Annotated in this window: 15 protein-coding genes and 1 pseudogene; 3 read left to right on the top strand and 13 right to left on the bottom strand. The window is 65.4% G+C overall.

Annotation, left to right across the window (positions count from 1 at the left end; genetic code table 11):
• The 3 genes and pseudogenes from B5D37_RS10215 to B5D37_RS15080 all read right to left on the bottom strand — a co-directional run.
• A partial coding sequence (locus tag B5D37_RS10215; RefSeq protein WP_143814259.1) for a leucine zipper domain-containing protein occupies positions 1-229 on the bottom strand: 229 nt, incomplete at its 3' end.
• Between the two features lie 183 nt (positions 230-412).
• Positions 413-802: a DUF1428 domain-containing protein gene (locus B5D37_RS14940; protein ID WP_234987806.1), complete on the bottom strand. Its 390-nt coding sequence runs from the start codon at positions 800-802 to the stop codon at positions 413-415.
• Positions 779-1138: pseudogene (locus B5D37_RS15080) on the bottom strand (DUF1428 domain-containing protein); the annotation flags it as partial. The gene B5D37_RS14940 and the pseudogene B5D37_RS15080, both read right to left, overlap by 24 nt.
• 154 nt (positions 1139-1292) lie before the next feature.
• On the opposite strand from B5D37_RS15080, the gene B5D37_RS10205 reads away from it, so the two are divergent.
• Together B5D37_RS10205 and B5D37_RS10200 are read left to right on the top strand one after the other, a co-directional pair.
• A complete protein-coding gene (locus B5D37_RS10205) occupies positions 1293-2432 on the top strand; it encodes a DmpA family aminopeptidase (RefSeq protein ID WP_078758629.1) in 1140 nt (379 codons plus the stop codon).
• Positions 2433-2496: 64 nt separating this feature from the next.
• Positions 2497-3129 (top strand): hypothetical protein, encoded by a 633-nt coding sequence (locus B5D37_RS10200; protein WP_078758628.1) that lies wholly within the window; start codon positions 2497-2499, stop codon positions 3127-3129.
• Positions 3130-3135: 6 nt separating this feature from the next.
• Here B5D37_RS10200 and B5D37_RS10195 read toward each other — a convergent pair whose 3' ends face one another.
• Together B5D37_RS10195 and B5D37_RS10190 are read right to left on the bottom strand one after the other, a co-directional pair.
• Positions 3136-3705: a DUF3228 family protein gene (locus B5D37_RS10195; RefSeq protein ID WP_078758627.1), complete on the bottom strand. Its 570-nt coding sequence runs from the start codon at positions 3703-3705 to the stop codon at positions 3136-3138.
• A 321-nt stretch (positions 3706-4026) separates the two neighbouring features.
• On the bottom strand, positions 4027-4239 hold the full coding sequence (locus tag B5D37_RS10190) for a DUF4287 domain-containing protein (protein ID WP_078758626.1): 213 nt from the start codon (positions 4237-4239) through the stop codon (positions 4027-4029).
• Positions 4240-4518: 279 nt separating this feature from the next.
• Here B5D37_RS10190 and B5D37_RS10185 point away from each other — a divergent pair, with 279 nt between their 5' ends.
• A complete protein-coding gene (locus B5D37_RS10185; RefSeq protein ID WP_143814258.1) occupies positions 4519-4938 on the top strand; it encodes a hypothetical protein in 420 nt (139 codons plus the stop codon).
• A gap of 119 nt (positions 4939-5057) precedes the next feature.
• Here B5D37_RS10185 and B5D37_RS10180 read toward each other — a convergent pair whose 3' ends face one another.
• The 8 genes from B5D37_RS10180 to B5D37_RS10145 all read right to left on the bottom strand — a co-directional run bounded on the left by B5D37_RS10180 (position 5058) and on the right by B5D37_RS10145 (position 13259).
• Positions 5058-5792, bottom strand: a complete 735-nt coding sequence (locus B5D37_RS10180) for an outer membrane beta-barrel protein (protein WP_234987803.1) — start codon at positions 5790-5792, stop codon at positions 5058-5060.
• A gap of 88 nt (positions 5793-5880) precedes the next feature.
• The gene (locus B5D37_RS10175) at positions 5881-6054 is read right to left on the bottom strand and encodes a DUF1328 domain-containing protein (RefSeq protein WP_078758623.1); all 174 of its coding nucleotides are present in this window, start codon (positions 6052-6054) and stop codon (positions 5881-5883) included.
• A gap of 90 nt (positions 6055-6144) precedes the next feature.
• Entirely contained in the window at positions 6145-7830 is a 1686-nt protein-coding gene (locus B5D37_RS10170) for a GspE/PulE family protein (RefSeq protein WP_078758622.1), read from the bottom strand.
• A 131-nt stretch (positions 7831-7961) separates the two neighbouring features.
• Positions 7962-8147 carry a hypothetical protein gene (locus B5D37_RS10165; protein ID WP_078758621.1) on the bottom strand — a complete coding sequence of 62 codons (186 nt, stop codon included), beginning with the start codon at positions 8145-8147 and terminating at the stop codon, positions 7962-7964.
• A gap of 99 nt (positions 8148-8246) precedes the next feature.
• The gene (locus tag B5D37_RS10160; protein WP_078758620.1) at positions 8247-9161 is read right to left on the bottom strand and encodes a sterol desaturase family protein; all 915 of its coding nucleotides are present in this window, start codon (positions 9159-9161) and stop codon (positions 8247-8249) included.
• Between the two features lie 131 nt (positions 9162-9292).
• Positions 9293-11617: a CocE/NonD family hydrolase gene (locus B5D37_RS10155; protein ID WP_078758619.1), complete on the bottom strand. Its 2325-nt coding sequence runs from the start codon at positions 11615-11617 to the stop codon at positions 9293-9295.
• A gap of 59 nt (positions 11618-11676) precedes the next feature.
• The gene (locus B5D37_RS10150; RefSeq protein ID WP_078758618.1) at positions 11677-12375 is read right to left on the bottom strand and encodes a hypothetical protein; all 699 of its coding nucleotides are present in this window, start codon (positions 12373-12375) and stop codon (positions 11677-11679) included.
• On the bottom strand, positions 12375-13259 hold the full coding sequence (locus B5D37_RS10145; protein WP_143814257.1) for a hypothetical protein: 885 nt from the start codon (positions 13257-13259) through the stop codon (positions 12375-12377). The genes B5D37_RS10150 and B5D37_RS10145 overlap by 1 nt, the downstream gene beginning before the upstream one ends.
• Between the last annotated feature and the right edge of the window lie 230 nt (positions 13260-13489).

Here is a 13489-nt window from a genome sequence, read left to right as displayed (position 1 = left end):
CCACGATCCGTGGCGCTGTCGCGTGGGGACAGTGCCGCGGTCTCGAGGATCGATCGGTTAACCCGCCCGAACCTTCTTCCTTGAACCGTTTCAGCCACTTGTACGCTGTTCGAACGCTCACGCCGGCGGCGTGTGCGGCTTCTTCCACGCGCAGGCCCTGAATCAAGATGCGGTCCACGAGCAGGGCTCGACCGCGAGGGCTAAGGCGGGCATGTTTATGCAGGTTCATCCGGGGCTCCTGGAGGGGTGGCTGATTCGCACCTCCAGTCTTCCGGGACCACCCCGGATGAACAACCTACTGAGAGATCACAGCTAGTCGGGTTCATGCAGGCACCAGTTCGGCAAGACGCGACCGACTGTGCGGGCATGCGGCTCAGCACTGCGTAAAAGGCGGGTTACGCGGCGCTGCGGGTCAGGCCCGGGCGCCGGAATCGAATACCGGCTCGAACCCGCCCCAGAACATGCGCTTGCCGTCGAACGGCATCTCGGGCATGTCCTGGCAGTCCATCCCCTCATCCATGGCCTTGGCCGCCGCATCACAGGTGGCGCGGTCCGGCCAGACCATCCAGCTGAACACGGGCACCTCGTCGCCTTCGGCCTGCGTGGCACGGTAGAAGTCGGTGCGCTTGCCGCGTGGCACGTCCTCACCCCAGGCTTCCACCATCCCGACGGCGCCCCCTTTCTGGAACATCTCCCAGCCCTGCTTGGCCATGTCGACGTACGCCGCCCTGTTGGCAGCGGGCACGGCCAGGGCGAATCCCTGGTAGTAGCCCTGGCCGGCCGCCTGGCCCTGCGTAAACACCGGGGAAAACCCACCGAAGATCATCCGCCTGCCGTCGAAGGGCATCTCCGGCAGCGTTTTCATCGCGGGGTCGCTTTCCATCTTCGGCCAGGCAGCATCCGCGGTGGCTTTGTCGGGCCAGGCGATCCAGGAGAACACCACGCTCTCGTCATCCTTCGCCTCCACCGCCCGATGGAAGTCGGTGACCTTGCCATGCGGGACGTCCACGCCCCAGGCTTCCACCATGCGGGTGGCGCCATAACCCTGGAACAAGGGCCAGGCCGCGGTGGCATGCTCGATGTAGGCCTGCCTGTTGGTCGTGGGGACTGCTGCGATCGAACCGGTGTAATAGGTCATGTGCTGCTCCTCCTTGGGTGAATGCCCAGCGCCGCTACTGCCGCGAAGGCCCGCAGGCTGGTTGTACCCTCACGACGAACCGGGAGAGGGCAAATCGACAACGCCATCGATCCGGGTATCGTCCTCCGCCATACGCCACGACACGGATATCGCCATGCCGCTTCGCCTAGCTGCCTTCGCAATGCTGTTGACGGCCTGCATGTGCGCGCACGCGCAGCAGGGGAGCCTGCGTGACCATGGCATCAACATCGGGGTGCTCCCGCCAGGGAGGCTGAACGCCATCACCGATGTCCCGGGGGTCGCGGTGGGCCACAGGACGCTCATCAATGGCGACGACGTGCGCACCGGCGTGACCGCCATCCTCCCGCATGGCGGGAACACATTCCGCGACAAGGTGCCGGCCGCGATCCACGTGGGCAACGGGTTCGGGAAGCTCATGGGCAGCACCCAGGTCCGGGAGCTGGGTACCCTGGAGACGCCGATCATCCTGACCAACACCCTCAGCGTGCCGGTCGCGGCCGACGCGCTGATCGACCACGCCTTCTCCTACGCCGGGAACGACGACGTCCGCTCGGTGAACCCGGTGGTCGGTGAAACCAACGACGGGTATCTCAACGACATCCGCGGGCGGCACGTGACCCGGGGTCATGTGCTCGAGGCCATCGCCGCGGCCACGAGCGGTCCGATCGAGCAAGGCAACGTGGGCGCGGGCACCGGCACGGTCGCGTTCGGCTTCAAGGGCGGGATCGGCACCTCGTCCCGCAGGCTGCCCGGCTCGCTCGGCGGATACACCGTCGGCGTCCTCGTCCAAACCAACTTCGGCGGCGTGCTGACCGTCGACGGGGTCGCCATCGGCGAGGCGCTCGGTAAGTACTACCTCAGCGACGCACTCAACGATTCGCCGGATGGTTCATGCATGATCATCGTGGCCACCGACGCTCCCCTCGATGCACGCAACCTGGAACGGCTGGCCGAGCGCGCCATGCTCGGCCTCGGGCGGACCGGCGGCATCGCCTCCAACGGGAGTGGCGACTACGTCATCGCGTTCTCGACCAACGAATCGGTTCGTGTGCCCCATGAGTCCGGGAGCCGACTCCAGGAGGCAACCGTGCTGCGAAACGACGCCATGTCCCCGCTGTTCATGGCCGCCATCGAGGCCACCGAAGAGGCCATCATCAACTCCCTCTTCCACGCCGCCTCCATGCAGGGCCGCGACGGCCACCAGGTGGAGGCCCTGCCGGTGGAATCGGTCCTGCGGATGATGGAGCAGCATGGACGGGCGGAGCCGCGCTGACCGTTAACGGCTGCGCGACGCAGGCGTCTTTATCGTGTTCCTACGAACACAGCGAGGCGCAGCCATGCAATGGATCCTCGAGCACCGCGAGTCGATCTCGCTCCTGGTGACGGTCGGGACGCTTGTCGTCTGGATCGTCTACCTGCAGGTCTTCCTCGCCAGCTACCGTCGCCAGCGCAAGCCCACGATCCTGATCAACCTCGGGCAAGGCCGCGGGCTGGACGCCCACTGCCTGGTGACCAACATGAGCGCGGAAGCCATCTACATCCACGCCCTGATTGCCCGCATCGAGGGGCCGGAGGGCGTGCTGGTCTGTTCCATCACCGAGCTCGACAACGAGACCTGGAGCGATCCCAGCGAGATCCGGCTATGGACGCGTCAGGGACCGCTCAAGGCCGGACACGTGAGGGACATGGGCAGCGTGCAGGCCATCATCGATCACGCGATGGAGTCTGCACCGGAGGGCGGGAGGAGCCTCGAGCCAGGCGCCGGTCGCCATTCGCTCGAGCTCAAGGTCATTGCCGTCCATGGGTCGGAGGATCTGCTGGCGGGCGCCAGGCGGACTTTCGACATCATCCAGCACGAGCGTGGACCCGCTTTGCGACCACGCAGCTACGGCGCCACCCAGATCCGGTCCAAGCGTGAACGCAGGCAGATGGAGCGATCACTGGCGGATGAGCTGCCTGACGTCATATAGCACCGCCTAGCCGCGCCAGTTCGCGTGGGTGCTCCAGAACTCCACGCTGCGGCGGTAGGCCTTGCGGTCCAGCGGGATGCCCGAGCCGCCCTCCCCCACCCCGAGCGCATTGCGCATCATCGTGATCGGTGCCATCGGGGTTTCCTCCTGCTCGGCGGTGTACATGCAGCCCACCACGCCCCAGTCCTCGACGATGTCCGTGCCTTCTTTTGCCAGTTGCTCGCGGCTGTAGAGGATGACGATGAGGTACCCGGCGACCGGCGGATCGACCCCCTCGAACCAGCGCACCAGCACCGGCAACTCCGATCTGGAGCGAGCCTCGTAGTCGGAACGCAGCAGGTGCCGGTTGTCGTCGGTGATGGGCACCGTCAGGCACCTGGTGGAGGTCCAGTTGCGGTGCACGTGCAGCTTGCAGAACGGCGCGTAGCCGTCCAGCACCTTCAGCGGCGAAGATTCGTTGAGGTGGCGCTCGAACTGATCGGGCGTGCAGTCCTGGATGGTGTTGCGCCGCGGCTCACGCGGGAACAGGCGGGTGCGTGCGAAGTCGGTGAGGACGATCTTGCGGTGGATCGGCATGGTGTGGGTCAGCTCCGGTGGCCTGGCGCCGGTGGTTGGTGAGTGGGTCGCGGCTGAAGCCATTCCTACAGGGGGGGGCGGCTGCGTTGCGGACACGCATTATCGACCGGTCGTAGCAGCCCGGTCACTCCCGTTGGCGCAAGGTGTCTTTGCACTGCGACGCAAGGTCGTAACGGCACTCGGCCGCTAATTCGCTTGTTCGCGTCCTCTACTGAGCCTTCTTCGTCCTGCCCCCGCAGGGCTTCGGCTCCAGCTGAAACGACACCGGCCGGGTTCCCCGGCCGGTGTCTTCGCTTGCGCAGGTGTCGAGGGAAGCGTCGGCTAGCCTCTACGGGCCCGATGGTAGGCAACGAGGACGTTCGCGTGCCCATGCCCGATCCCGTGGCCAGTCTTCAGCAGCGCAACCTGTTCCATGTGTTTCGCGTCCTGCATCGAGTCGAGCAGCGTGAACCAGTGCTCAACCGGTTTGCCGTAGGTCTTTTCGATGGACGGGAAGTAGGACGCGGGCCCCTTCAGCTCCGAATCCGTTGACATGGCCGCGCTCCTCAAGCCGAAGCCGCGAAGGTTTCGCAGCTCTTCTGCAGCCACATCACGCGCAAGGGACGGGTGGGCGGGGTTGGGTAGAGTTTCAGCATGTCGGCCTCCATCGATTCGGGGTGTACAGGATCGACGAACCAGGCCGGACAAGATCGACAATCGCAACGGTGACGCGAGCACGAGCGCAAACAGCATCCAGCCGCTGGCGCTTGCCGACCGCCGCTCGCGCCGGGATACTCGCCCACTGCATCCACGCTCCAGGGGAAGGAAATGCGCATGCTGGTACTGCTGCTTCTGGCGGCTTCGTTGTATGGCGGTTATCAGTGGTGGCACGACCGGTCCGGTGCAGGGATGGTCGACGCAGGGGCAAGCCCAAACGGATTCGTCCCGGTAGAAATGCCCACCGGCGCGCCGCGCGGCGCAGTCCTTGTCCTCGCGCCGCCGAACTGCCCTTCCGAACAGGCCAAGCGCTCCGAAGCACTGGTGGCGAGCCTGTCGCGGGCGGGTATTCCGGTGAGACGTGGCAGCTCCATGGCCTTCGACGTCGTCAATCCGACCCGTGAGCAACGGGAGGGCGTCGACCGCGCCGTCAAGGTATTCCAGCGCGGCGCACCCGCCGTGTTCGTCAACGGAATGGCCATGTCCAACCCGACGCCGGAGCAGGCGATCCGGGAATACCGCCGCACGAAGGGCTGACGCTCCACCCAAGCAGTCGGCTCGGCCGGCAGGACCTGGTGGGTGCACAACTGAAACGGCATCGGCCGGGACATCCCGACCGATGCGTTACATGCGCGCGGAAGGCACGTAATGGCCGATCAGAACCGGACTTCGGCCCCCAGCATCACCGTGTCGGCACTGTTGATCTCGGTGCCATTCCAGTAGCTCTCGCTGAAGTACAGGTGGTTGGTGTACGTCAGGCTCATGTTGAAGTGGCGGCTGAAGTCGACACCGAGGCCCACGCCGAGATAGGCACCGTCGGTCGAGTCGCGGAAGTTGCTGTACTCGGCCCTCCAGTAGCCCGTACGCACCAGCGCATACACCGGATTGCCGCTGCCGAAGTTGAAGCGCGCGTTGGCACCGACACTGCTGTACTCGACCTCCGGCGCATCGAAACCGTCGTGCTCGGCATCATTGAGCCGGCCATGCGCGACTTCGACTCCCACCAGCGTCACCGGCCCGGCCTGCCACCGATACCCGGCGTTGATCATCGCAGCTGACTGATCGACGTCCTCGTAAACCCAGCCCTTGCCGGATTGCGCCCCGACGAAAAAGCCTCCCCGGTTCTCCTTGCGGGCGGCCGGTGCAACCAGGCCATCTACGCCGGACCTGGTGCCGGGCTGAGAAGACGAGGGCGGCTCCTGGGTTCGCGGCACGCGTTTGGCCGGGTCGGCTTGCTGTTGCTGTGGAGGCTGCCAGACCTCGAGCCCCGCGTCCTGTGCCCGGGCGCTGGCAGATGCCATCACAAACCCCACCGTGACGGCGGCCACGGCCGCCGCCATCGTCGTATTCTTCATCTTGGTTCCCCTGTCCTTGTTGATGAATCGGCGCAAGTCTACGCGCCGATCCAGCATTCAACGCAAAAGGAGAGCGTCACAGGACAGCGGACCCGGCACCTCGCACCCGTATGGCAGCCTGGCGTCAGGTCACCTTCTTGTAAACGGTGACGCCGAGGACGAACAACACCACGGCGATGATGACGGCGGCCCAGAACAGGAACTTGGCAATGCCGAAGGCGCCGCCGGCAATGCCGGTGAAGCCGAGGAGGCCGGCGATGAGGCCGATGACGGCGAAGATGATGGCCCACTTGATCATGATGTTGGTTTCCGCAACTGAGGTTCCAGCCGCGACCCTAGCGGGACGACGGTCACTTCCTCGTGAGGTACCTGGTTGGGGAGCCGCAGCTCAATCCGCGCGGATGCGATAGGCCTCGGCCAGTGAGATCCGCCCCTGCCGGGCCATGGCCACCGCAGCCTGGGTAATCGGGATCATGCCGCCATCCAGGGCCGCTTTGTGGATGCGGTCGGCGTCCACGCCGGGCTCGATGAGATCGCGGATCGCGGGGGTGATTCGCATCAGCTCATAGACGGCACAACGCCGGTACACGCCGGTGCCGTGGCATCGCGAACATCCCCGACCGGTGCTGAAAGCTTCTTGCGGGCCGACGCCCAGCGCATCCCGGATCGACGGCGCCACATCCTCCTCCGTTCGGCAATGCTCGCAGGTCAGCCGTACCAGCCGTTGCGCCATGATTCCTGTCAGCGCGGCGCGGAGCAGGTAGGCCTCCACGCCCAGCTCGAGCAGGCGCGTGACCGTGGTGGCGGCAGTGTTGGTGTGCAACGTGCTCAAGACCAGGTGCCCGGTCAACGCACTTTCCACCGCCATCCTCGCGGTTTCCCGGTCCCGGATCTCGCCGACCATGATCACGTCGGGATCGTGCCGCAGGAAGCTGCGCAAGGCGTTCGCGAAAGTGACTTCGATGGTCTGGTTCACCTCCATCTGGCGGATGCCCGCAAGCGTGTACTCGACGGGGTCCTCGACGGTGAGGATGTTGACTGGACGGGTCCTGAGCTCCTGGAGCATGGCGTATAGCGTGGTCGACTTGCCGCAACCAGTCGGTCCCGTCGTGAGGAAGAATCCGTGGGAGCGGGCCATCTGGTCGTCCAGCTCGGCCCGGTCGGCGGGCGTCAGCTGGATCTCGTCGATGGTCTTGAGGCTTTCCTCGGTGTCGAGCAGCCGGATCACCACGCTCTCCCCCAGCACGGTGGGCACCACGGAGACACGCAGATCGATCGCCCTCCCGTCGTCCAGCTTGAAGGAACCGCGGCCGTCCTGCGGGCGCCGGTGCTCGGCAATGTCCATTTCCGCGAAGACCTTGACCCGGTTGACGACCAGCGAAGCGACTTCGGGAATGATGTCGCGCTGGTGGACCATGTTTCCGTCAATGCGGAACAGCAGCTCGAACCCTTTGGCCCCGGGTCGGATGTGGACGTCCGATGCCCTCTGGCGAACCGCTGCCACCATCGTCGCCCGCATGGTCTGGATCATTGGCCAACGGGCGGCCAGCTCTTCGTCCCTGGCCAGTCGCTGTTCGTCGCGCTGCCCGGGCTTGAGGCCCATCTGGCTTGCAATCTGGCGGTCTTCTTCGTGCTCCGCCTGCGGATCGGCCTGGTGGAGCCGTGCGTGAGTGGTCGCCACCATCGGGATGATCGGCTGGTTGGTGACGAAGCCCAGCATCGACATCATCGACTCGTCCGTCCCCGAATCGACCGCAACCGCCAGGTAACCATGTGCGTCCGCCAGGGGCGTTGCTTGCAGGCGGCGCGCTGCCGCATCGGGGAACAGCTTCCTGAGATCCGGGCTGCGGTTGATCGCCGATACGTCGACCAATGGCACACCGAGCTTCCCTGCCTGTTGCCACGCGACATCGCCACCGCTGCCGGCGAGTTCCAACCAGTGCCCATGTTCCATCCGCAGGGCTTCCAGCACCTGGTCCACCCTGCCGGCGGCGCACGCAGCCATGTAGGTGTCCAGTTGCTGGCTGTCACGGATCACCGGCAAGGTGGGATTGCTGTACGGGGTGCTGGCCATGCCTACTTCTAGCACGGGGGACAGGCGTCGAAACGGGCTTCTGTCGCATACAGCCACGCAGACCTTCCTGCGACCCGCCCGTCAATGGAAAAGCCGCCCCAAGGCGGCTCTTCCGGTGTAGAGCACGGGCACTAGCCCTTGCGGTCGCCCCGGTCCCCGTGACCGGGCTCGGCCTCATTCTTGGCATCCTTGCGGACGTCCTGGCTCAAGGACCGGCTTACATCCGTACTCTCCTTGATGCGCCCCTCGTCATCGCGACGGATATAGCGCTTGTCGCCCTCGTGCGGTTCGATCAGCTCTCGCTTGCTGGAAGCCATGGTGGTCTCCTGCGCTTTGGGGGAGCCGTAGTGTTAACCGATCCCCCATGAACCACATGCGAAAAGGGTGGGATGCGAAGCCCCACCCGCCTGGCTTGCCTACCTGCCGCCGCGTGCCCGCGAAGCCGCCGTATCCACGTCACCCGGCTCCCGCCAGGGCATCCGCAACATCTCCCACACAGAGGGCTGGCGCGGGCCGATGCCGGTCTGCTCGACATCCCCATCGCTGTAGGTCCCGAAGAGCCGGTCCCACATGATCGCGTTGCAGGCGTAGTTCGAGTTGCTGTGCTCGAACACCTGCGAGTGGTGCCGCCGGTGCTGGTTGCTGGAGGTGAAGAACCAGTCGAGCATCGGCGTCCGCATCCGCAGGTTGGCATGGGCCAGCGTTCCGTTGACCACCAGCAGCACCACCGCGCCCGCCACGGCCTCGGACGGGGCACCGAACAACCCGGCCAGCAGCACCATGGGCAGCGTCAGGAACAGCGTCTCCAGCGGATGGGTCGCGCTGACATTGAGCGCATGCAGGTTGTGGAACGCATGGTGCACGCCGTGTCCGCTCAGCCGCCAGAACCAGCCGAAGCGGTGGATCGCCCGGTGGATCCAGTAGTAGATGAGGTCCGCCGCGAAATAGAGCATCAGCACCTGGAGCAACAAGGGCCAACCTTCTGGCCAGATGCCCGAACCAAGCCCCTCGCGCACGCCGACGAGCGTCGGCGTGACCAGCGCCTCATAGCTCGCGAGCACCAGGCCAGCGACCAGCAGGAGCGCCACGTACCAGCCCACCAGCGCAAGCCGCGCGCGCACCGATAGCCGCCACGAGGGTTTGGCCGGGATGGCGCGCTCGAGCCATTCCATCAGCAACAGGATGATGGCGGCCGCGACCAGGGCGGCGACCTCACTCAGGCCCATCGCCCACCACAGCGCAAGGGCGCCAAGCAAGAAGAAGGGGTGGCCGGCCCTCTCGACCAGGCTCCGCAGGCGCGGGTAGCGATCGTTGGCGAGATCCAGCTCCATGCACGGCTCCAGCGCTGCGTTACGACGGGTCCGAATATGGCGGCCAGGTGGGAACGATGACACTGCCACTAGTCACCCCGTCGATAGAAGCTCGGCAGAACCACCAAGAAGACCTGCGGCATTGCCTCCCGCTAATGGACAGGCGACCGCATCGGGATCCGGATGAAGCTGTCGGAATGCCAGTCGATCCGCAATGGCTCACCCGCGTCAGCAGCCGATTCGTCGCTGACATCCCCGCCAGTACCGTGATTCACCTGATGCATCGCGTCTTTGAGCACGTCCACCACCACGACAAGCCGACTGCCGGGTTCCATCCGGCGGCCCGTCATGCGTGACCGTTCAAACGGCAACACAACCCATTCCCCCGGCTCCAATAAATGGCGGGCTGTCATGTCGTGCGCGTGACTGGCGCGGCCCACGTAGTACGAGAGCTGCATCGCCCGCCCGTCCGACATCAGTTCGTACAACACGACGGTGAAATCCACGTCGCGCTTGTTGATACGAACCTTGAGCTCTCCGGACAGGCTGCCGACCACATCGACCGGCCCAGTGAATACCTCACTGGCAAAAGCCAGCCCGCTGCCGGGTTCCAATGCATTGCGGAGAATCGGAACCGGGTAGTAGCCATCCCTCTCGGAGGCGCGATCGCCGAAATCGACCGCCTGGGTCAAGAACCGACCCGGGCCCGGAGCGCTCGTGGTCAACCGGTGGTACCTGCCGTCTGATCCGGGAGACAGGTGCAACGTGGCATAGCCGCCGGCCGCCGCGTCGAGCGAAGGTGCATGGCCCCACAGGTCGGCGCCCATCAACTGGTAGTTGACCCGATCCACGAGCAGTGGCGGCCGTGCGGCACCTTTGAGCACATGGTCCAGCCACTGGAAAGTGACTGCCTGTGTGTCGAACTGCGCAGAGGGATCAAGTGCGTATCCACGGAGCTGCCCGGGCTTTGACGACGCCTGCGCTCCGAAGTGATCGTATGGGCCGATCAGCAACGTGTGGTCGGCATTGGGCAGGTGTCGGTAGTGCTCATTGAAATAGTGCAGTGCCGAAACCTGGCCATCGTCGTAGTAGCCGGTGATCGACAGCACCGGGATGGTGATATCCCTGTATTGCTCCCCATAAGGCACCATCGATTGCCAATACTCGTCGTACGTCGGGTGCGCCAGCCAGCGTTGCAGCCAGGGGTTGGGCATCCCGTCCAGCTGGTCAATCTCGCGATACGGACGCCCCGACGCATACCACCTGTCGGTCAGCGCCGACCAACGTTCGCGTTGGCCATAGGTGTCGTCGTCGAGAAGCCGGTTGTTGGCCACGTAGAACGGCCACGCATAGTTGGCGCTCAGGAAAACGTTGTTCTCCATCGGCAGCCCAAGGCCCGGAATCGCCGCCACGTAGGGAGCAATGGCTTTCAATGCCGGATGCGCGTGCTTGGCCGCTGCCCACGCTGCGAATCCCGAATAGCTGCCGCCGTACATGGCGACGCGGCCGTCGTTCCAGGGCTGCCGGCTGATCCAGTCGATGGCGGCATGCGCGTCCTGGCCCTCGTGCTCGTAGGGCTCGATGTCGCCAGTCCCCCGCCGCTTGCCACGCGCATCGACAACCACACCGACATATCCATGTGCTGCCGCATGCATGGCCTGGTTGCGATTGCGGGCAGGGTCGGTGTAGATGGTGAACAGCATCGCGGCCGGCAAGGGATCGACTGTCCGACGGCTGCGGACTACATGAGCCGACAGGACGACTCCGTCTGCTGCCGGGATGAGCACCTCGTCATCGACTAGGAATCGCCGGACCTCATCCTCGCGGATCAGGGCGGGGGCCATTTCCCCTGCTGCACGGTAGGCCTGGACGAACGCGGCCTGCCGGACGAGGTCGAGGGCGGCTTCCAGCGGAAGCGTCCCATCGCCACTGAAGCCGGCAGCAGCACTCTGCAATTGGGCAGCCGCCTGATCCGGATCCGCCACGAGCCAGTAGTGGGTTTGCAAGGCGACAGCGTCATCGAGCCGTGCAAACCGCTTCCTGAAAGCGCTGGCATACGCCTGGGCAAAGCGGGTGTCCTCGGCGGCCCTTGCCTCGGCGAGCAATAGATAGGGCATCCAACGCTGCGCCCGTGCCGTTTCGCCCTCGTCCGCGAGCGAGGCCACCACCGCCTCGATAGAGGCCACCGCCTCCGGGTATCGACCCGCAACGATCTGGAGGTGCGAGCGCTGTGCAGCGGTGATACCCGCTGCATCCGGGCTGTCCCCATCCAGCAATGCCTTCGACACCTTCGCCAGCGATGCTTCGATCTGCTCCGGTCGCGCGTCTGCTTCCAGCGCCCATGCCAACCGTTGCGGGGTGGCCAGGACCACCGCTGGTGCGGCGATCCCGAAGATGCACAGACACACCAGCAGCCAGGCATGAACGCACCCACGGTGGCGCCGAACCCGTGCAGCAGACCTGGGCCAACCTTCCATGACGCCCTCGCTTCAACCAGAATCCCCGGATCATGCCACGCCCTTCCGGCCGGCAAGCGCTACCGCAGCGCGTCCACGAAACGCTGCACCGTCGGATCCCACTCGAACACCGCGCCCGGGCAGTACGCGGTCTCTTCCATGCGCAGCTGCGTGATTCCCTGCTGCACCACTACCTGGATCGTTTCCATCCCGTGGTTGCAGCCCGGCCGGGACAGCTCGATGGTTTGCCAGCGTTGGCCGTCGGACTTGTCCATGACCTCGATGGCGGTGACCACGGCATCGTCTTCCACCATGGGCACGCGGAAGTAGAACCGATCGCTGGATGACGCCTGCAGCAGGGGCTGCGGTCCAGCAGGCCAGGCGCCGTCGTAGTCGATGGTCGCCTGCAGGTCGAGCACCAGCGGCAGTGTCTTGCCGCTGCGGTAGTCGGTCCAGGTCCCTGTCAGCCGGGGCGTCGAGCGATGGAAGCTGGCGAGGTCGAAGCGCAAGCGCGCGATCGGCAGGCCGGCGGCATCCAGCTCGTCCATGCCGAAGTCGTGGCTCTGGTGCAGGAAAGCCGGCTTCAGCCGGATCGGCGTCCGGTAGCGGTCATAGGAATAGATCGCCCGCTGCACGGCATTGCGGCTTTCGACCACGAAGGTGATGTCGCTGTTGCCGATGCGACCGGTGTAGATGGCGTGCGAGGCCCACGATGGCAGGGACAGCAACATCAAGGCAGTGCCAGCGAGCCGGGCGATCCAGGCGCAATGGGTGGCCATCAGAACCGCTCCTCGCTTTCGCCCACCCGTTCGAGACGGGTCGGTGTGACGAAGCGGTAGTGCCGCCACTGGATGGTGCCGGCTCGGTAGTCGATGCCATCCTGCGGGCGCAGGCTCACCCTCCCCTCCTCGCCGAGCTTCAGGTCACCCTGGGCTGCCAGCGATCCAAGCTTCTCGTTTCGCACGTAGCCGGTGTCTGCTCCGTAGATGTAGTAGTCCCGCTGCCTTGCGGTACGTGTCGGATCGTCCGGGCGCATCGGCATGACGGAGAAGTCGAGCACGCCGTCGCCGTTGAAGTCGTGCAGTGCCAGTGTGTCCGTTCCCGAGAAGAACAGGTCGAGCCCGTCGATGACCTGCACCGGTTGCCCGTGCGCCCTGTCGAAGACGGTGATGGTGTCCACCCGCCCCCCATGCTCGCCCCGTGCCTTGCGCGCGTGCACCCGGAAGTAGAAGCGCTCGTCCGCCGGGACCTGCAGGAGCTCCCCATCGTAGGCGTCGCCCTGGTCACTGGAGAAGCGCACCACCCGCTCCAGCTGGATGTCCTGTTGCTCCCGGCTGCGCAGGTCGATCGAGCGCCCCCGCAGATGCTTCGCGCCGGGCACGGCCGGCTGCAACGCAAGGGCCGCCGTCGGCAGCTTCGGATCGCCGAGCACGTTGATCAGCAGGCCTTCGTCCTCGCTGTACGGCGTCTTCTCCAACGGCACCAGCGAGCGCTCGACATCCGTGAAAAGGTATCCGTCCATGCCGTCCAGCTGCCAGTCGTGGATGAGCAGCACTTCAACCGCAGCCCCCCCGATGGTGCCGCGGTAGGCGGTGATGGGCTTCGCCTGCGCGGAAGCGGTGTGCACGTGGAACGAAAGCATCGTCGCGAAAACGGCGGCCACTGCACCGACTACGCGCCACTGCCTGCCGGCACCGGACCAGATCTCCAATTTCGCCCTGCCATACCCCAATGAGGCGGAGAGATTAACCGGTCCGGCGCGATTTTCGTCGGCGAGTCCAATGGCCGATGCCCCGGAACTCCCTCGTTGGATGGGATGAAGGCCCCGCTCCCATGCTTCGGGGCCTTCCCGGGCCGGAGGGTCCGGTTCCACCACGGCATGGATCCGCTATG

The organism is Lysobacter spongiicola DSM 21749 (assembly GCF_900167055.1).
GTDB lineage: Bacteria > Pseudomonadota > Gammaproteobacteria > Xanthomonadales > Xanthomonadaceae > Novilysobacter > Novilysobacter spongiicola.
The sequence above is the reverse complement of the archived record's forward strand: the minus strand, read 5'-3'. Positions and strand labels throughout refer to the sequence as shown.